The sequence below is a fragment of the Streptomyces sp. Je 1-79 genome (genome assembly GCF_025195125.1).
Classification (GTDB): domain Bacteria; phylum Actinomycetota; class Actinomycetes; order Streptomycetales; family Streptomycetaceae; genus Streptomyces.
This window is the reverse complement of the sequence record NZ_JAMGSL010000006.1, coordinates 45,815-63,742: the sequence shown is the minus strand read 5'-3', so window position 1 is coordinate 63,742 and position 17,928 is coordinate 45,815. Positions and strand designations below refer to the sequence as shown.

The 17,928-nt window shown below is 71.8% G+C and carries 17 protein-coding genes; 13 read left to right on the top strand and 4 right to left on the bottom strand.

The features are described from left to right. The first annotated feature begins 16 nt into the window (after positions 1-16). The 6 genes from dxr to M5362_RS13215 all read left to right on the top strand — a co-directional run bounded on the left by dxr (position 17) and on the right by M5362_RS13215 (position 7,502). Positions 17-1,279, top strand: coding sequence for a 1-deoxy-D-xylulose-5-phosphate reductoisomerase (dxr, locus tag M5362_RS13240; protein WP_260227694.1), 1,263 nt, complete (start codon positions 17-19; stop codon positions 1,277-1,279). Continuing rightward, positions 1,276-2,580, top strand: a complete 1,305-nt coding sequence (locus tag M5362_RS13235) for an RIP metalloprotease (RefSeq protein WP_260227693.1) — start codon at positions 1,276-1,278, stop codon at positions 2,578-2,580. The genes dxr and M5362_RS13235 overlap by 4 nt, the downstream gene beginning before the upstream one ends. Positions 2,581-2,682: 102 nt before the next feature. Further along, a complete protein-coding gene (gene ispG / locus M5362_RS13230) occupies positions 2,683-3,840 on the top strand; it encodes a flavodoxin-dependent (E)-4-hydroxy-3-methylbut-2-enyl-diphosphate synthase (RefSeq protein WP_260227692.1) in 1,158 nt (385 codons plus the stop codon). A 314-nt stretch (positions 3,841-4,154) separates the two neighbouring features. Then, a complete protein-coding gene (locus M5362_RS13225; protein WP_260227691.1) occupies positions 4,155-5,000 on the top strand; it encodes a GNAT family N-acetyltransferase in 846 nt (281 codons plus the stop codon). 21 nt (positions 5,001-5,021) lie between these two features. Beyond that, entirely contained in the window at positions 5,022-5,567 is a 546-nt protein-coding gene (locus tag M5362_RS13220) for a GNAT family N-acetyltransferase (protein ID WP_260227690.1), read from the top strand. Between the two features lie 234 nt (positions 5,568-5,801). Then, positions 5,802-7,502, top strand: a complete 1,701-nt coding sequence (locus M5362_RS13215) for a proline--tRNA ligase (RefSeq protein WP_260227689.1) — start codon at positions 5,802-5,804, stop codon at positions 7,500-7,502. Between the two features lie 228 nt (positions 7,503-7,730). Here M5362_RS13215 and M5362_RS13210 read toward each other — a convergent pair whose 3' ends face one another. Genes M5362_RS13210 through M5362_RS13195 form a run of 4 tightly spaced genes read right to left on the bottom strand, consistent with a single transcriptional unit; the run spans position 7,731 to position 10,744 of the window. Continuing rightward, on the bottom strand, positions 7,731-8,726 hold the full coding sequence (locus tag M5362_RS13210) for a slipin family protein (protein ID WP_260227688.1): 996 nt from the start codon (positions 8,724-8,726) through the stop codon (positions 7,731-7,733). A gap of 47 nt (positions 8,727-8,773) precedes the next feature. Then, positions 8,774-9,673: an aminoglycoside phosphotransferase family protein gene (locus M5362_RS13205; protein ID WP_260227687.1), complete on the bottom strand. Its 900-nt coding sequence runs from the start codon at positions 9,671-9,673 to the stop codon at positions 8,774-8,776. 55 nt (positions 9,674-9,728) lie between these two features. After that, the gene (locus tag M5362_RS13200) at positions 9,729-10,145 is read right to left on the bottom strand and encodes a ferritin-like domain-containing protein (RefSeq protein ID WP_260227686.1); all 417 of its coding nucleotides are present in this window, start codon (positions 10,143-10,145) and stop codon (positions 9,729-9,731) included. After that, positions 10,142-10,744, bottom strand: a complete 603-nt coding sequence (locus tag M5362_RS13195; protein ID WP_260227685.1) for a hypothetical protein — start codon at positions 10,742-10,744, stop codon at positions 10,142-10,144. The genes M5362_RS13200 and M5362_RS13195 overlap by 4 nt, the downstream gene beginning before the upstream one ends. 152 nt (positions 10,745-10,896) lie before the next feature. On the opposite strand from M5362_RS13195, the gene rimP reads away from it, so the two are divergent. The 7 genes from rimP (at position 10,897) to truB (ending at position 17,864) form a co-directional block, all read left to right on the top strand. Then, the gene (rimP, locus tag M5362_RS13190) at positions 10,897-11,394 is read left to right on the top strand and encodes a ribosome maturation factor RimP (RefSeq protein WP_260227684.1); all 498 of its coding nucleotides are present in this window, start codon (positions 10,897-10,899) and stop codon (positions 11,392-11,394) included. Between the two features lie 2 nt (positions 11,395-11,396). Next, positions 11,397-12,404 carry a transcription termination factor NusA gene (gene nusA, locus M5362_RS13185; protein WP_260227683.1) on the top strand — a complete coding sequence of 336 codons (1,008 nt, stop codon included), beginning with the start codon at positions 11,397-11,399 and terminating at the stop codon, positions 12,402-12,404. Between the two features lie 129 nt (positions 12,405-12,533). After that, complete coding sequence (locus tag M5362_RS13180; protein ID WP_260228041.1) at positions 12,534-12,803, top strand: YlxR family protein; 270 nt, start codon at positions 12,534-12,536, stop codon at positions 12,801-12,803. A gap of 147 nt (positions 12,804-12,950) precedes the next feature. Then, positions 12,951-16,055: a translation initiation factor IF-2 gene (infB, locus tag M5362_RS33135; protein ID WP_260227682.1), complete on the top strand. Its 3,105-nt coding sequence runs from the start codon at positions 12,951-12,953 to the stop codon at positions 16,053-16,055. A 140-nt stretch (positions 16,056-16,195) separates the two neighbouring features. After that, positions 16,196-16,489, top strand: a complete 294-nt coding sequence (locus M5362_RS13170) for a DUF503 domain-containing protein (RefSeq protein WP_125746257.1) — start codon at positions 16,196-16,198, stop codon at positions 16,487-16,489. 29 nt (positions 16,490-16,518) lie between these two features. Beyond that, entirely contained in the window at positions 16,519-16,968 is a 450-nt protein-coding gene (gene rbfA, locus M5362_RS13165; protein WP_260227681.1) for a 30S ribosome-binding factor RbfA, read from the top strand. After that, entirely contained in the window at positions 16,968-17,864 is an 897-nt protein-coding gene (gene truB / locus M5362_RS13160) for a tRNA pseudouridine(55) synthase TruB (RefSeq protein WP_260227680.1), read from the top strand. Before rbfA ends, truB begins: the two co-directional genes overlap by 1 nt. The last annotated feature ends 64 nt before the right edge of the window (positions 17,865-17,928 follow it).

Here is a 17,928-nt window from a genome sequence, read left to right as displayed (position 1 = left end):
CGGCAAGAATGGGGGCATGAGCGACCGCCCCTCTCCTCTCGCCGACCCGCACATCGCCTTCGATCCCACCGAAGGCCGCCGGGACATCGTCGTCCTGGGCTCCACCGGGTCCATCGGCACCCAGGCCATCGACCTGGTCCTGCGCAACCCCGACCGCTTCCGCGTCACCGCCCTCGCCGCCTCCGGAGGCCGGGTGGAGCTGCTCGCCGAGCAGGCGCACCGGCTCAGGGTCGGGGCCGTCGCCGTCGCCCGCGAGGACAAGGCCCCCGAGCTGCGGGAGGCGCTGACCCGGCTGTACGGCCCCGGTGCCGCGCTCCCCGAGATCCTCGCCGGGCCCGACGCCGCCACCGCGCTCGCCGCCTCGCCCTGCCACACGGTCCTCAACGGCATCACCGGCTCCATCGGCCTGGCGCCCACGCTCGCCGCCCTCGAAGCCGACCGCACCCTCGCCCTCGCCAACAAGGAGTCGCTGATCGTCGGCGGCCCCCTGGTCAAGGCGCTGGCCGAACCCGGCCAGATCATCCCGGTCGACTCCGAGCACGCCGCCCTCTTCCAGGCGCTGGCCGCCGGCACCCGCGCCGACGTCCGCAAGCTGGTCGTCACCGCCTCCGGAGGCCCCTTCCGCGGCCGTACGAGGGCGGAGCTGGCGCACGTCACCCGTGAGGACGCACTCGCCCACCCGACCTGGGCCATGGGCCCCGTCATCACGGTCAACAGCGCCACGCTCGTGAACAAGGGCCTGGAGGTGATCGAGGCGCACCTCCTCTACGACATCCCCTTCGACCGGATCGAGGTCGTCGTCCACCCCCAGTCGTACGTCCACTCGATGGTCGAGTTCACCGACGGCTCCACGCTCGCCCAGGCCACCCCGCCGGACATGCGCGGCCCGATCGCCATCGGCATCGGCTGGCCCGAGCGGATCCCGGACGCCGCCCCCGCCTTCGACTGGACCAAGGCCTCCAGCTGGGAGTTCTTCCCCCTCGACACGGAGGCGTTCCCGTCCGTCGGCCTCGCCCGCCACGTCGGCGAGCTGGGCGGCACCGCGCCCGCCGTCTTCAACGCGGCGAACGAGGAGTGCGTCGAGGCGTTTCTCGCCGGAAGGCTGCCGTTCAACGGAATCATGGATACCGTCACGGCAGTCGTCACCGAGCACGGCACCCCCGAGCGGGGAACCCGACTGACGGTGCCTGACGTCCTGGAAGCAGAGACCTGGGCCCGCGCCCGGGCCCGCGAACTGGCAGAACTCGCAGCGAAGGCAACCGCGGAGGCGCGCGCATGACCGTACTACTCACGCTCCTCGGCATCGCGCTGTTCGCGCTGGGCCTGCTCGTCTCCATCGCCTGGCACGAGCTGGGGCACCTCTCCACCGCCAAGCTCTTCGGCATCCGCGTGCCCCAGTACATGGTCGGCTTCGGCCCCACCATCTGGTCGCGGAAGAAGGGCGAGACGGAGTACGGCATCAAGGCCATCCCGGCCGGCGGCTACATCCGGATGATCGGCATGTTCCCGCCCGGCAACGACGGCCGGATCGAGGCCCGCTCCACCTCCCCCTGGCGCGCCATGATCGAGGACGCCCGCGAGGCCTCCTTCGAGGAGCTCCAGCCCGGCGACGACAAGCGGCTCTTCTACACGCGCAAGCCGTGGAAGCGCGTCATCGTCATGTTCGCCGGCCCGTTCATGAACCTGATCCTCGCCGTCCTGCTCTTCTTCGGCAGCGCCATGGCCGTCGGCTTCGAGGCCCAGACCACCAAGGTCGCCGGCGTCACCAACTGCGTCATCGACCAGAGCGAGAAGCGCGACACCTGCCAGGCCGGCGACCGCCCGTCGCCCGCCAAGGCCGCCGGCCTGCTCAAGGGCGACCGGATCGTCGCCTTCAACGGCGAACGCGTCACGGACTGGAACACCCTCTCCGACCGCATCCGCGCCACCACCGGCGCCGCCACCGTCACCGTCGAGCGCGACGGCAAGGAGATGGACCTCCGGGCGACGCTCCTGGAGAACAAGGTCCTGAAGAAGGACGCGGACGGCAACGTCGTCCAGCCCCTGCAGTACGTCTCCGCCGGCTACCTGGGCTTCGAGTCCGGCCGCGAGGTCGTCCCGCTCACCTTCGGCGAGTCCGCCTCCCGGATGACCGACCAGCTCCAGGCCGGCTTCGAGTCCGTCCTCGCCCTGCCCGGCAAGATCCCGGACCTCTGGGACGCCACCTTCGGCGACGGCGAGCGCAAGCAGGACTCACCCGTAGGCGTCGTCGGCGCGGCACGGATCAGCGGCGAGCTGATGAGCATCGAAGCCCCGGCGGAGACCAGGCTGGTCTTCTTCCTCCAGCTGCTCGTCATGTTCAACGTGTCGCTGTTCCTCTTCAACATGCTGCCGCTGCTCCCGCTCGACGGCGGCCACATCGCGGGCGCCCTGTGGGAGTCCGTACGCCGTCACACCGCGCGGATCTTCCGGCGTCCCGACCCCGGCCCGTTCGACGTGGCCAAGCTGATGCCGGCCGCCTATGTGGTGGCGGGCGTGTTCGTCTGCTTCACCCTGCTCGTCCTCGCCGCGGACATCGTCAACCCGGTGAAGCTCACGTGACCGGAGGGTGGCCGGACCCCCGTGGTGTCCGGCCGCCCGCGCCCGGGGCGGTAATCTCGAAGACCTGAGCCCGATGAACCACACCTTGGGGTTGTACAGCTGATGACCGCGATTTCTCTCGGTATCCCGTCCGTTCCGACCCGGCTCGCCGAGCGGCGCAAGAGCCGCCAGATCCAGGTCGGGTCGGTCGCGGTGGGCGGGGACGCGCCCGTCTCGGTGCAGTCGATGACGACGACCCGTACGTCCGACATCGGCGCCACGCTCCAGCAGATCGCCGAGCTGACCGCCTCCGGCTGCCAGATCGTCCGCGTCGCCTGCCCCACGCAGGACGACGCCGACGCGCTCGCGACGATCGCGAAGAAGTCGCAGATCCCCGTGATCGCCGACATCCACTTCCAGCCGAAGTACGTCTTCGCCGCCATCGACGCCGGCTGCGCCGCCGTCCGCGTCAACCCCGGCAACATCAAGCAGTTCGACGACAAGGTCAAGGAGATCGCGCACGCCGCCAAGGCGGCGGGCACCCCGATCCGGATCGGCGTCAACGCGGGCTCGCTCGACGCCCGGCTGCTGAAGAAGTACGGCAAGGCCACCCCCGAGGCGCTGGTCGAGTCCGCGCTGTGGGAGGCCTCCCTCTTCGAGGAGCACGGCTTCGGCGACATCAAGATCTCGGTCAAGCACAACGACCCGGTCGTGATGGTCAACGCCTACCGCCAGCTGGCCGCCCAGTGCGACTACCCGCTGCACCTCGGCGTCACCGAGGCCGGCCCCGCCTTCCAGGGCACCATCAAGTCCGCCGTGGCCTTCGGCGCGCTGCTCTCCGAGGGCATCGGCGACACCATCCGCGTCTCGCTCTCCGCGCCGCCGGTCGAGGAGGTCAAGGTCGGCAACCAGATCCTGGAGTCGCTGAACCTCAAGCCGCGCCGCCTGGAGATCGTCTCCTGCCCGTCCTGCGGGCGGGCCCAGGTGGACGTCTACAAGCTGGCCGAGGAGGTCACCGCCGGCCTGGAGGGCATGGAGGTCCCGCTGCGCGTCGCCGTCATGGGCTGCGTCGTCAACGGCCCCGGCGAGGCCCGCGAGGCCGACCTGGGCGTCGCCTCCGGCAACGGCAAGGGCCAGATCTTCGTCAAGGGCGAGGTCATCAAGACCGTCCCCGAGTCGAAGATCGTCGAGACCCTCATCGAAGAGGCGATGAAGATCGCCGAGCAGATGGAGAAGGACGGCGTGATGTCGGGCGAGCCGACGGTCGCCATCGGCGTCTGACGGCTCGTACGGAGGGCCGGCCGGTGCGCCGGGCAGGCCCCGGTACGCACCCGGCCGAGGCCACCCCGCACGCGCCACGGCAGCCCCCGGTACGGAGCCGGGCGACGCAGGCCCGCACGCGCCGGGCAGCCCCGGGTACGGCCCCCGGCCGACGCCGCCGGCCCGCGCCTGAAGGTGGCCGGAAACGGCCCCCGCGCACGTCAGAAGCCCCGTCGCACCCGGTGCGACGGGGCTTCCGCACGCTCATCCGCCACCTCCGCGACGCGCCAGGTACAGTGCGGAGAATCAAGCAGACCGCATGGTGAGGCCCCCTCGTGTTGACGCAGACCACCACCCGGGTCCTCGAACCCGCCGACCTCGGCGCCGCGCTCGCCGTCCTCGAGAGCGCTCCCGTGGAGAACGCCTTCGTGGCCGCACGGGTCCAGGCAGCCGGTCTCGACCCCTGGCGCCTCGGCGGCGAGATGTGGGGCTGGTACACCGACGGACGACTGCGCTCCCTGTGCTACTCCGGCGCCAACCTCGTCCCCATCTGCGCCACCCCCGACGCCGTCCGGGCCTTCGCCGACCGCGCCCGCAGGACCGGCCGCCGCTGCTCCTCCATCGTCGGCCCCTCCGAGCCCACCTCCCTGCTCTGGAGCCTCCTGGAGCCCAGCTGGGGCCCCGCCCGCGACGTCCGCGCCCACCAGCCGCTGATGATCACGGAAGCGCCCTCCGCCACCGTCCTGCCCGACCCGCTCGTCCGCCGCATCCGCAAGGACGAGATGGAGGTGATCATGCCTGCGTGCGTGGCCATGTTCACCGAGGAGGTCGGGGTCTCGCCGATGGCCGGCGACGGCGGACTGCTCTACCAGGCCCGCGTCGCCGAACTCGTCGGAACGGGTCGCTCCTTCGCACGGATCGAGGACGGCAAGGTCGTCTTCAAGGCGGAGATCGGCGCCGCCACCCGCCAGGCCTGCCAGATCCAGGGCGTCTGGGTCGCCCCCGAGTACCGCGGCCGCGGCCTCTCCGAGACCGGCATGGCCGCCGTCCTGAACTTCGCGCTGGCCGACATCGCCCCCGTCGTCAGCCTGTACGTCAACGACTACAACACCCCGGCCAGGGCCGCGTACCGCCGCGTCGGCTTCCGCGAGGTCGGCGCCTTCATGAGCGTGCTCTTCTGAGGCACTTGTAAGGTGCGGCGCATGGATGACGCTGACGTCACGATCGGACCGGTCGACCTCGCCGCGCGCGTCGACGACGCCCTCGCCGTACAGGCGATCGCCTTCGGGCTGAGCGAGGACGAGATCGTCGTGCGCCGCCACATCGTGCTGCGCCATCTGCTCAACCCCGGCGCCCGCGCGTACGGCGCGACCACCGCGTCCGGCGCGCTCGTCGGCTTCGTGTACGGCATGCCCAACGACCGCACCCACTGGTGGTCCGGCGTCGTGGAGCCGTACCTCCGCTCCAACGGCACCGTGGAGTGGCTGGACGAGTCCTTCGTGATCACCGAACTCCACGTGCACCCGGACCATCAGGGGCGTGGCGTGGGCCGGGAGCTGATCACCACCATCACCGACCGGTCGGACCTGCCGCGCTCGATCCTCTCCGCGATCGACACCGAGAGCCCGGCCCGCGGACTGTACCGGTCGCTCGGCTACGTCGACCTGGCCCGGCAGGTCCACTTCCCCAGCGCGCCCCGCCCGTACGCCGTGATGGGCGCCCCGCTGCCGCTCCCGCGCCGGAACTGATTTCCGCCCGCACAGGCGACCCGGCTAACCTCCTAGGGGGTGTCCGGCGGACCATGGCCGGGGCCACGACGCCCGGCACGGCACCTCGCCGCGTTGCCGAAACGCCTGAACAGCTCCGCTGTTGAGGCGCTCCGGCGCCTTGCGACGCACCGCACCGGAGGCCGCGGCCCATCCGGCCCCGGTCCGCCGGACACCCCCTAGCCACCACCCTTACCCGCCAGGAGTACGAGAACCATGGCCAACGCACCGGTCCAGCGCATGTCCCAGTTGATGGCGAAGACGCTGCGCGACGACCCGGCGGACGCCGAGGTCCTCAGCCACAAGCTCCTCGTCCGGGCCGGCTACGTCCGCCGTACCGCCGCCGGCATCTGGAGCTGGCTGCCCCTCGGCAAGAAGGTCCTCGCCAACGTCGAGCGCGTCGTCCGCGAGGAGATGGACGCCATCGGCGCGCAGGAGGTCTCCCTCCCCGCCCTGCTGCCCCGTGAGCCCTACGAGGCGACCGGCCGCTGGGACGAGTACGGCGCCGAGCTCTTCCGCCTCCAGGACCGCAAGGGCGGTGACTATCTGCTCGGCCCGACCCACGAGGAGATCTTCACCCTCCTGGTCAAGGACCAGTGCTCGTCCTACAAGGACCTGCCGGTCATCCTGTACCAGATCCAGACGAAGTTCCGCGACGAGGCCCGTCCGCGGGCCGGCATCCTGCGCGGCCGCGAGTTCCTGATGAAGGACTCGTACTCCTTCGACACGGAGGACGAGGGCCTCGCCCGGTCCTACGCCCTGCACCGCGAGGCCTACCGGCGCGTCTTCGAGCGCCTCGGCCTCGACTACCGCATCGTGGCCGCCACCGCCGGCGCCATGGGCGGCTCGAAGTCCGAGGAGTTCCTCGCCCCGGCCGAGGCCGGCGAGGACACCTTTGCCGACTGCCCGAACTGCGACTTCGCGGCCAACACCGAGGCGATCTCCTACGAGCTCAAGACGGTGGACGGCTCCGACGTCCCGGCCGCCGAGGAGATCCCCACCCCCGACACCCCGACCATCGAGACCCTCGCCGCCTCCCTCGGCGTCCCGGCCTCCGCCACGCTCAAGAACCTCCTCGTGAAGGTCGACGGCGAGATCGTCGCCGTGGGCGTACCCGGCGACCGCGAGGTCGACATGGGCAAGGTCGAGGAGCACTTCGCCCCCGCGACCGTCGAGATGGTCACCGAGGCCGACTTCGCCGAGCGCGCGGACCTCGTCCGCGGCTACGTCGGCCCGCAGGGCCTGGAGAAGGTCACGTACATCGCCGACCCGCGCGTGGCCCCCGGCACCGCGTGGATCACGGGCGCCAACAAGGAGGGCATGCACGCGAAGAACGTCGTCGCGGGGCGTGACTTCGAGGTCTCCGAGTACGTCGACGTCGTCGTCGTCCAGGAGGGCGACCCGTGCCCGAAGTGCGGCACCGGCCTGACGCTGGACCGCGCCATCGAGATCGGCCACATCTTCCAGCTCGGCCGCAAGTACGCCGACGCGCTCAAGCTCGACGTCCTCGGCCAGAACGGCAAGCCGGTCCGCGTCACCATGGGCTCGTACGGTATCGGCGTCTCGCGTGCCGTGGCCGCCCTCGCCGAGCAGAGCGCCGACGACAGGGGCCTGTGCTGGCCGGCCGAGATCGCCCCGGCCGACGTCCACGTGGTCGCCGCCGGCAAGGCGCTCCAGACCGAGCTGGCCCTGGAGGTCTCCGAGAAGCTGCGCGCGGCCGGCCTGCGCGTCCTCGTGGACGACCGCGCGGGCGTCTCTCCGGGCGTGAAGTTCACCGACGCGGAGCTGATCGGCGTCCCGAAGATCCTGGTCGCCGGCCGCCGCTCGGCGGAGGGCGTCCTGGAGCTGAAGGACCGCCGCACGGGCGAGCGCGAGGAGCTGACGGTCGACGAGGCGATCGCCCGCCTGAGCGCCTAGGCCCTGTCGTCACCATGGCCCCCTGCTCCCGACGCCTGGCACGGCACCTCGCTGCGTTGTCGGAGTCGCCCGAGTACGTCCAGTACGAGGGCGATCCTCCGCCTTGCGATGCACCGCGCCAGACGCCGGGAGCCGGGGGCCATTGTGACGACAGCGCCTAGCGGCTCCGCTCCGTCGTGGGCCTTCGTTCCGCCGAGGCGGACCGGAGGCCCACGACGGGATGCCGGCTCAGGCCGCCTCGTCGTGGGCGCCCGGGGCCGGGTCCGCCGGGGGGCCCGCCACCGTGTCGTCCGGCAGGGGCGGGAGATCCGCCAGGTCCGGCAGGTCCGTCGTCGGCCGAGGCGTTTCGAGCGGCAGGCTCGGCAAGGGGTCCTGGAAGGTCTCCGGCGGCGCCACCGGCACCGCGGGCGCCTCAGGCGCCTGGGACGTGACCACCTCGGCGGGGCGCTCGGACGTGCCCTGCGGCGTCGCCGCACGCTCCAGGAACCGCAGCAGCTCCACCGGGATCGGCAGCACCAGCGTCGAGTTCTTCTCCGCCGACACCGCCATCACCGTCTGCAACAGCCTCAGCTGCAGCGCCGCCGGCTGCTCCGACATCACCCCGGCCGCCTGCGCCAGCTTCTTAGACGCCTGCAGCTCCGCGTCCGCGTTGATCAGCCGCGCCCGCCGCTCCCGGTCCGCCTCCGCCTGCCGTGCCATCGAGCGCTTCATCGTCTCCGGCAGCGAGACGTCCTTGATCTCGACCCGGTCGATCGCGACGCCCCAGCCCATCGCCGGACTGTCGAGCATCAGCTCCAGCCCCTGGTTGAGCTTCTCCCGGTTCGACAGCAGGTCGTCCAGATCGCTCTTGCCGATGATCGACCGCAGTGACGTCTGCGCCATCTGCGAGACCGCGAACCTGTAGTCCTCCACGCGCACCAGCGCGTCCGCGGCGTCGACCACCTTGAAGTAGACGACCGCGTCCACCCGCACCGTCACGTTGTCCCGGGTGATGCCCTCCTGCGCCGGCACGGGCAGCGTCACGATCTGGAGGTTCACCTTGTGGAGCCGGTCGACGACCGGAACGATCATCGTGAAGCCCGGCTGCCGGACATCGTTCACCAGCCGGCCGAAGCGGAACACCACGCCCCGTTCGTACTGCTTCACCACGCGTGCGGCGGCACCCACGTAGACCACGACGGCTGCACCGGTCGCCGCCGCCGCTGCCAACAGCTCCTCGACCATGACGGCCCCCTGAGCTCCGAGCCGAGCGTTACAGCAAGGTTATTCCCCTACAGCCAGCCCGCGAACTCGATCAGCAGCTCCGCGTCCTGCCGCCGGCCCGCCGTCAGCGCCCGCGTGCCCGACTCGACCGCCCGGAACAGCGTCCAGCCGCGCAGCCGGTCCCGGTCCAGCTCCAGCGAGTCCGCCAGCCTGTTGACCCGCCGACGGGCCGCCGACGCCCCGGCCGAGGCCGCCACCAGGTCCTCGACCCGGTCCCGTACCAGCCGCGCCAGGTCGTACGCGCGCTCGCCGACCAGCGGCTCGGGACCGACGGCCAGCCACGGGGCGCGGTCGCCTGCGAGCACCTTGCCCTGGCGGAAGTTGCCGTGCAGCAGCAGCGTCTCGGGGGAGCCGGAGGCGAGCTCCTCGCGTACCTCGAGGGCGGCCGCGGTCAGCGCCCCAACCTCGGCGTCACCGCGGTAGGGCTCCATCGCCGTCGCCTGCCGCGCCGTGCGCTCGGCGACCGACGCGAAGCCGTGCGCCGCGGGCGGCTCGACCCACAGCTTCCGTACCGTGCCCGCCGCCTCCAGCAGCGCCTTCGCCTCCGGCAGGGACCGCAGCGACACCTCCGGGTGCAGCCGCTCCAGGACCAGCGAACCGTCCCCGGGCGCGTCGAGGAGCCGCGCCGCTCCCCAGCCGTTCCAGTGCGCCAGCGCGTCCCGCTCCAGATCCGGCCGGGCGGCCGCCGGGGCGATCTTCAGCGCGGCGGAGGAGCCGTCGGCCCGGCGTACGAGCACCACCAGGCTGCTGCGCCCGCCGGGCGCCATCACCCGTTCGACGTCCAGGGAGGCATGCTCCACGGTGCTCCGCGCGAGCTCGGGCAGCTTCCCGAGCCACTCGGCCGCGACAGCGTCCCCGTACGTCTCGCCGAGCGTCCGCACCAGTCGCTGTGGCGGTTCGAAACCCATGCGCGCGTTGTTCCTTCTGCAGTACGGAGCCTGGACGGGGCCGTCGGGGACGGGCTCACACCCGCTCGGCGAGCCCAGGAAAGGTTACGTCGGTGCCGCGCCAGCGAACGGCCCGTACCGCCGCCTCGCGCAACGCGGCGGCCGCGTCCCGCCGCAGCGGCCCCTCGGCGGCCCGTACGAGATCGGAGTACACCCCGGCCACCCGGTCCTCCAGGACGGCGGCGAGACGCACCGCGGCGGCCGTGTCCGGCACCGGGAACGGCAGCTCGTAGCCGGCCGCCGCGGCGACCGGCTCGCCGCCCAGGTCCCGCACGGTCCTGCGCAGCCCGTCGCGCCGGGCGCGGTGCGCCTCGTACGCCGCGGTGGCCTCCCCGCGCCGCTCGGCCCCGATCCGGCCGCCGACGACCCCGTACCCGTACACGGCCGCGTGCTCGGCGGCGAGCGCGGCCCGCGCCGCCTCCAGGGCGCTCATCCCCGGCCTCCCTCGGTCAAGAGATACGCGTGGACCGCGCCGGCCGCCGCCACGGAGGCGAGCAGCCGGGCGTACTCGGGCGGCGCGTCGAGCAGCGTCGCCGTGTGCGTGTCGGCGGTCGACCGGACCGCGGCCGCCAGCTCCTTCAGCGCGGCGGCCGGATCGGCCGGCACGGCAGGGGCCGGGGGCGAGGAGGCCGAGGCGCCCGCCGAAGGGGCCTGGGCCGAAGGGCCGGCGGCCCGCCCTTCGACGGTGTCCGCCGTCCGGGTGCCCGCCGAAGGGGCGGTGTCCGCCGAAGGGGCGGCCTTCGCCTCCGCGCCCTCCGCCAGCGCCGCGGTGTGCGCGGCCACCGCCGTCCGCAGCGGGGAGAGCCGCGCCGTCAGCGAGGGATGCGCGGCGAGCACCGCGTCGTAACGTTCCAGCAGGGTCCGGCTCGTCGACGCCGACCTGCGGCGCAGCGCCGCCTCGGCCAAGGCCGCCCGTTCGGCCGCGCTCGGCTTCCGAGGCCGCGCGCCGCCGCCGTCGGTGGTGCAGCCCGCCAGCGTCACCGCCCCGGCCACCAGGAGCGCGCGCCTGCCTACGGTCTCCGTGCGCCCCACATTCACTCCCTCGGCCCGGATCGAAGATCACCGCAGGCGAGCGTACCCGCGGCCCCCGGGCCCATGGACGGCAACACCCCCCGCGACCGGATACCCTTTGGTCTGACACGCGACGAACCCACAACAGCACACGCGGCCGAGGAGTCACCCGGATGAGCACCACCCAGAGCGACAGGCTGCGAGCACTCCTTGAGCCGCTCATCGCCGCGCAGGGACTCGACCTCGAGGAGATCGAGGTGGCTTCCGTGGGACGCAAGCGGGTGCTGCGTGTGGTCGTCGACTCCGACGAAGGCGCCGACCTGGACCAGGTCGCCGATGTGAGCCGCGCGCTCTCGGCGACGCTGGACGAGACCGACGCGATGGGCGAGGGGGAGTACACCCTCGAGGTCGGCACCCCGGGCGCGGAGCGCCCGCTCACCGAGCACCGCCACTACGTGCGCGCCACCGGCCGCCTGGTCAAGCTCCAGCTGAACGACGACGCGGAGGTCGTCGCGCGGATCCTCGCCGTGGACGACGACGGCCTCGACCTCGAGGTGCCGGGCGTGAAGGGGCGTAAGCCGACCGCCCGCCGGGTCGAGTTCGCGGACGTCGCCAAGGCGCGTGTCGAGATCGAGTTCAACCGCAAGGACAAGAAGGAAGAGGAGGCGTAGCCGTGGACATCGACGTGAAGCTCCTGAAGGGCTTGGCACAAGAGAAGGAGATCTCCTTCGAACTGTTGGTCGAGGCGATCGAGTCGGCCCTCCTCATCGCCTACCACCGCACCCCCGACGCCCGTCGCCACGCGCGCGTGGAGCTGAACCGGCAGACCGGTCACGTGACGGTGTGGGCCAAGGAGGACCCCTCCGAGCTGGAGGAGGGCCAGGAGCCCAAGGACTTCGACGACACCCCGTCGGACTTCGGCCGGATCGCGGCGAGCACCGCCCGCCAGGTCATCCAGCAGCGGCTGCGTGACGCCGAGAACGACGTCACCTTCGGCGAGTACGCCCGCCGCGAGGGCGACATCGTCGCCGGAATGGTGCAGCAGGGCAAGGACCCGAAGAACGTCCTCGTCAAACTGGACGACAAGCTGGAGGCCATCCTTCCGGTACAGGAGCAGGTGCCGGGCGAGGACTACACCCACGGTCTGCGGCTGCGGACGTACGTGGTGCGGGTCGCCAAGGGTGTCCGGGGTCCGTCCGTCACCCTTTCGCGTACGCATCCCAATCTGGTGAAGAAGTTGTTCGCGCTGGAGGTCCCCGAGATCGCCGACGGCTCCGTCGAGATCGCGGCGATCGCCCGTGAGGCCGGCCACCGCACCAAGATCGCCGTACGGTCCACCCGTTCGGGCCTGAACGCCAAGGGTGCCTGCATCGGCCCCATGGGCAGCCGGGTGCGCAACGTCATGGCGGAGCTGCTCGGCGAGAAGATCGACATCGTCGACTGGTCCGACGACCCGGCCGAGATGGTCGCCAGCGCGCTCTCCCCGGCCCGGGTCTCCAAGGTCGAGATCGTCGACCTGGCCGCCCGTTCCGCCCGGGTGACCGTGCCGGACTACCAGCTCTCGCTGGCGATCGGCAAGGAGGGCCAGAACGCCCGCCTCGCCGCCCGTCTCACCGGCTGGCGCATCGACATCCGCCCGGACACCGAGCACCCGTCCGAGGACGAGCGCGACCGGGACTGAGCGGATCCCCGTCCCACCCGAGGAATGAATCCCGCCATCGTCACGTTGTGCGACGGCGAGATCACGACAGACGACCGTTCGATCTCTGCCCCAAACGGGTGGGGTCGTTACGGGGAGGTAGACTTGAGCGTGTCTGGCCGGACGCATGCCCGAGCGTGCCCTGAGCGAACCTGTGTGGGGTGCCGGGAGCGAGCGGCCAAGAGCGATCTGCTGCGCATCGTGGCGGTCGAGGGCGAATGTGTCCCCGATCATCGCGGTACGCTGCCCGGCCGGGGTGCGTATCTGCACCCCGCCTCGGTCTGTCTCGACCTGGCGGTCCGCCGCCGGGCGTTCCCGAGGGCCTTCAAGGTCCAGGGCCCGCTCGAAACGGCGGTGCTGGCAGAGCAGCTCACCCTGTAAGAAGAAGTACGGCACGGAGAACCGTGCGGTCAGGTACCTCGCGAGTTGGAAGTAGGTCGAGATTGCGATGAGCACTCGATGAGTACGCGATGAGTACGCCCATGAAGTAGCGACGGTCCGGCGGTAACCGGACCTAAAAGGAGCGAAGTGGCTAAGGTCCGGGTATACGAACTCGCCAAGGAGTTCGGCGTAGAGAGCAAGGTCGTCATGGCCAAGCTCCAAGAACTCGGTGAATTCGTCCGTTCGGCGTCCTCGACGATCGAGGCGCCGGTCGTGCGCAAGTTGACTGATGCGTTGCAGGGTCCCGGCGGTGGCGCCGGCAAGACCGCTGCGAAGCCTGGCGCGCCTCGCAAGGCCGCCCCCTCGAAGCCCGCGGCGCCGTCTCCGGCCGCCGCGGCACGTCCCGCTGCCCCGAAGCCCGGCGCCCCGGCCCCCAAGCCGGCCCCCGCCGCGCCTGCGGCCCCGGCCCCGGTCACCCCGGCGGCTCCGGCGAGCAGCACCCCCTCTCCGGCTCCGGCCGCCTCGGGCCCCCGCCCGGGCCCGAAGCCCGCGCCCAAGCCGGTCACGCCGGCTCCGGCCGCGCCCGAGTTCACCGCGCCTCCGTCGGCTCCCGCCGCCGGTCAGCGTCCCGGTGGCGCGGCCCAGGGATCCCGTCCCACCGGCGAGCGTCCCGCCCGTCCGGGTCAGGGCGCGCCGCGTCCGCAGGGCCAGGGTGCCCCGCGTCCGCAGGGCCAGGGCGCTCCGCGTCCGGGCGGTGCCCGTCCGGCCGGTCCGCGTCCGGGCAACAACCCCTTCACCTCGGGTGGCTCCACCGGAATGGCGCGCCCGCAGGCGCCCCGTCCGGGTGGCGGTGCCCCCCGTCCCGGCGGCGGTGCCGTTCCGGGTGCCCCGCGTCCGCAGGGCGGCCCCGGTGGCGCCCCGCGTCCCCAGGGTCAGGGCGGCGCCCGTCCGACCCCCGGTGGCATGCCTCGTCCGCAGGCTCCCCGTCCGGGCGGCGCGCCCGGCGGTAACCGTCCGAACCCGGGCATGATGCCGCAGCGTCCCGCTGCCGGCCCGCGTCCCGGTGGTGGCCCCGGCGGCGGCGGTCGCGGTCCCGGTGGCCCCGGTGGCCGTCCGGGTGGCGGCGGCGGTCGTCCCGGTGGTGGCGGCGGCTTCGCCGGCCGTCCGGCCGGTCCCGGCGGTGGCGGCGGCGGCTTCGCCGGTCGTCCCGGTGGTCCCGGTGGCGGCGGCGGTCGTCCGGGTGGTCCCGGCGGCGGTGGCGGCGGCTTCGGCGGTCGTCCCGGCGGCTTCGGTGGCCGTCCCGGTGGCCCCGGTGGCCGTGGTGGCACGCAGGGCGCCTTCGGTCGCCCCGGCGGTCCCGCGCGTCGTGGTCGCAAGTCGAAGCGTCAGAGGCGCCAGGAGTACGAGGCCATGCAGGCCCCGTCGGTCGGCGGCGTGATGCTGCCCCGCGGCGGCGGCGAGACCATTCGCCTGTCGCGCGGTGCCTCCCTCACCGACTTCGCCGAGAAGATCGGCGCCAACCCGGCGTCGCTCGTCGCGGTGATGATGAACCTCGGTGAGATGGTGACGGCCACGCAGTCCGTCTCCGACGACACGCTGACGATGCTCGGCGAGGAGATGAACTACACGGTTCAGATCGTCTCGCCGGAGGAGGAGGACCGCGAGCTCCTCGAGTCCTTCGACATCGAGTTCGGCGAGGACGAGGGCGGCGAAGAGGCTCTGGTCTCCCGTCCGCCGGTCGTCACCGTCATGGGTCACGTCGACCACGGTAAGACCCGACTTCTCGACGCGATCCGCAAGACGAACGTCATCGCGGGCGAGGCCGGTGGCATCACCCAGCACATCGGTGCCTACCAGGTGGGTACCGAGGTCAACGGCGAAGAGCGCCGCATCACCTTCATCGACACCCCGGGTCACGAGGCGTTCACCGCCATGCGTGCCCGTGGTGCGAAGTCGACCGACATCGCGATCCTCGTGGTCGCGGCCAACGACGGCGTCATGCCGCAGACGATCGAGGCGCTCAACCACGCCAAGGCCGCCGGCGTCCCGATCGTCGTCGCGGTCAACAAGATCGACGTCGAGGGCGCGGACCCGACCAAGGTCCGTGGTCAGCTGACCGAGTTCGGTCTGGTGGCCGAGGAGTACGGCGGCGACACGATGTTCGTCGACATCTCCGCCAAGCAGGGTCTGCACATCGACTCCCTGCTGGAGGCCGTCGTCCTCACCGCCGACGCCTCGCTCGACCTGCGGGCCAACCCGAACCAGGACGCGCAGGGTATTGCGATCGAGTCCCACCTCGACCGTGGTCGTGGTGCCGTCTCGACCGTCCTGGTCCAGCGCGGAACGCTGCGCATCGGCGACACCGTGGTGGTCGGCGACGCGTACGGCCGCGTCCGGGCGATGCTCGACGACAAGGGCAACAACGTCGAGGAGGCGACCCCGTCGACTCCCGTCCTGGTGCTCGGTCTCACCAACGTGCCGGGTGCCGGCGACAACCTCCTGGTCGTCGACGAGGACCGTACGGCCCGTCAGATCGCCGAGAAGCGTGCTGCGCGTGAGCGCAACGCCGCCTTCGCCAAGCGCGTCCGCCGGGTGTCCCTCGAGGACCTCGACAAGGTGCTCAAGGCCGGTCTGGTCCAGGAACTCAACCTCATCATCAAGGGCGACGCGTCCGGTGCGGTCGAGGCTCTCGAGTCCTCGCTGCTCCAGCTCGACGTCGGTGAAGAGGTCGACATCCGTGTCCTGCACCGCGGTGTGGGTGCGGTCACCGAGTCCGACATCGACCTGGCCATGGGCTCCGACGCCATCGTCATCGGCTACAACGTCCGGGCTGCCGGCCGTGCGGCCCAGATGGCGGAGCGCGAAGGCGTCGACGTCCGGTACTACTCGGTGATCTACCAGGCCATCGAGGAGATCGAGGCGGCTCTGAAGGGCCTCCTCAAGCCGGAGTACGAAGAGGTCGAGCTCGGTACGGCGGAGATCCGCGAGGTCTTCCGCTCGTCCAAGCTGGGCAACATCGCCGGTGTCCTCATCCGCTCCGGCGAGGTCAGGCGCAACACCAAGGCGCGCCTCGTCCGCGACGGCAAGGTCATCGCCGAGGACCTCACGATCCACGGTCTGCGCCGCTTCAAGGACGACGTCACCGAGATCCGCGAAGGCTTCGAGGGCGGTATCAACCTCGGAAACTTCAACGACATCAAGATCGACGACGTCATCGCGACGTACGAGATGCGCGAGAAGCCGCGCGCCTGAGCGCAGCGGTAGGACGGGGCCGGTCGGCGGGAGTTATTCCGTCGATCGGCCCCGGCCGTTGCGTGTACGGTTCTGGTGTTCCTGCCAAGCGACGGCGTGGCAGGCCACCGAACCCGAACCGGCGGGACATCCGGCACCACATGTACGTGGGGACTCTGTCCTTCGATCTGCTCCTCGGCGATGTTCATTCGTTGAAGGAGAAACGCTCCGTCGTCCGGCCCATCGTCGCCGAGCTCCAGCGCAAGTTCTCCGTGAGCGCGGCCGAGGTGGGCGACCAGGACCTCCATCGCAGGGCCCTCCTGGGCGTCGCGCTGGTGTCCGGGGACCCGGGGTTCGTGTCGGACGTACTGGACCGCTGCGAGCGGCTGGTCGCGGCCAGGCCCGAGGTGGAGCTGCTGTCGGTGCGACGCAGGCTCCACACTGATGAAGACTGAATGAGCAAGGCAAAGAAGGAGAAGGACCAGTGGCCGACAACGCGCGGGCGAAGAAGCTGGCGGACCTCATCCGGGAGGTGGTCGCCGAGAAGCTGCAGCGCGGCATCAAGGACCCGCGCCTGGGTACGCACGTGACCATCACGGACACCCGCGTCACCGGCGACCTGCGGGAGGCCACGGTCTTCTACACGGTCTACGGCGACGACGAGGAGCGGGCCAGCGCGGCGGCCGGCCTGGAGAGCGCCAAGGGCATCCTGCGGTCCGCCGTGGGTGCCGCGGCGGGGACGAAGTTCACCCCGACGCTGACCTTCGTGGCGGACGCCCTCCCGGAGACCGCCAAGACGATCGAGGACCTCCTCGACAAGGCGCGGGCCTCCGACGCGGCCGTGCGCGAGGCGTCCTCGGGCGCGAAGTACGCCGGCGAGGCCGACCCGTACAAGAAGCCCGAGGACGAGGACGAAGAGGGCACCACCGCCTGATGAGCACCGCAAAGACGCCCGACGGGCTTGTCATTGTCGACAAGCCGTCGGGCTTCACTTCGCACGACGTCGTGGCCAAGATGCGCGGGATCGCCAGGACCCGCCGGGTCGGCCACGCGGGAACGCTCGACCCCATGGCGACGGGCGTCCTCGTCCTCGGCGTGGAGCGGGCGACCAAGCTGCTCGGTCATCTGGCGCTGACCGAGAAGGAGTACCTCGGCACCATCCGCCTCGGCCAGACGACGATCACCGACGACGCCGAGGGTGAGATCACGGCCTCCGTGGACGCGTCCAAGGTGACCCGCGAGGGGATCGACGCGGGCGTGGCGGAGCTGACCGGCGCCATCATGCAGGTGCCGTCGAAGGTCTCGGCCATCAAGATCGACGGCAAGCGGTCGTACGCGCGGGTGCGCGGCGGCGAGGAGTTCGAGATCCCGGCGCGTCCGGTCACCGTCTCGTCCTTCCAGGTGTACGACGTCCGGGAGGCCGTCGCCGAGGACGGCACGCCCGTGGTGGACCTCGTCGTCTCGGTGGTCTGCTCCTCCGGTACGTACATCCGGGCGCTCGCCCGTGACCTGGGCGCCGGGCTCGGCGTGGGCGGTCATCTGACCGCGCTGCGGCGGACCCGGGTCGGCCCGTACAGGCTCGACTCGGCCCGGACGCTCGACCAGCTCCAGGAGGAGCTGACCGTGATGCCGGTCGCCGAGGCGGCCGCGGCGGCGTTCCCCCGCTGGGACGTCGACGAGAAGCGGGGCCGGCTGCTGCTGAACGGCGTCCGTCTGGAGATGCCGTCCCACCCGACCGGGCCGGTCGCCGTCTTCGGACCCGGGGACCGGCTGCTTGCCCTCGTGGAGGAGCAGAAGGGCAAGGCCAAGAGCCTCGCCGTCTTCGGCTGACCCGCCGGGCGATTCGTCGTGGGGGGGGGGCGCCCCCGCGCGCTCCACCGACACCCCCCGGGGG

Bases quoted from the DNA above. Each gene is read 5' to 3' on its own strand.
- rimP (WP_260227684.1), top strand. From the start codon at position 10,897: ATGAGCACCACCCAGAGCGACAGGCTGCGAGCACTCCTTGAGCCGCTC.
- M5362_RS13210 (WP_260227688.1), bottom strand. From the start codon at position 8,726: ATGGTCGAGGAGCTGTTGGCAGCGGCGGCGGCGACCGGTGCAGCCGTC.
- M5362_RS13200 (WP_260227686.1), bottom strand. From the start codon at position 10,145: ATGAGCGCCCTGGAGGCGGCGCGGGCCGCGCTCGCCGCCGAGCACGCG.
- M5362_RS13205 (WP_260227687.1), bottom strand. From the start codon at position 9,673: ATGGGTTTCGAACCGCCACAGCGACTGGTGCGGACGCTCGGCGAGACG.
- truB (WP_260227680.1), top strand. From the start codon at position 16,968: ATGAGCACCGCAAAGACGCCCGACGGGCTTGTCATTGTCGACAAGCCG.
- M5362_RS13215 (WP_260227689.1), top strand. From the start codon at position 5,802: ATGGCCAACGCACCGGTCCAGCGCATGTCCCAGTTGATGGCGAAGACG.
- dxr (WP_260227694.1), top strand. From the start codon at position 17: ATGAGCGACCGCCCCTCTCCTCTCGCCGACCCGCACATCGCCTTCGAT.
- M5362_RS13220 (WP_260227690.1), top strand. From the start codon at position 5,022: ATGGATGACGCTGACGTCACGATCGGACCGGTCGACCTCGCCGCGCGC.
- ispG (WP_260227692.1), top strand. From the start codon at position 2,683: ATGACCGCGATTTCTCTCGGTATCCCGTCCGTTCCGACCCGGCTCGCC.
- M5362_RS13235 (WP_260227693.1), top strand. From the start codon at position 1,276: ATGACCGTACTACTCACGCTCCTCGGCATCGCGCTGTTCGCGCTGGGC.
- M5362_RS13170 (WP_125746257.1), top strand. From the start codon at position 16,196: ATGTACGTGGGGACTCTGTCCTTCGATCTGCTCCTCGGCGATGTTCAT.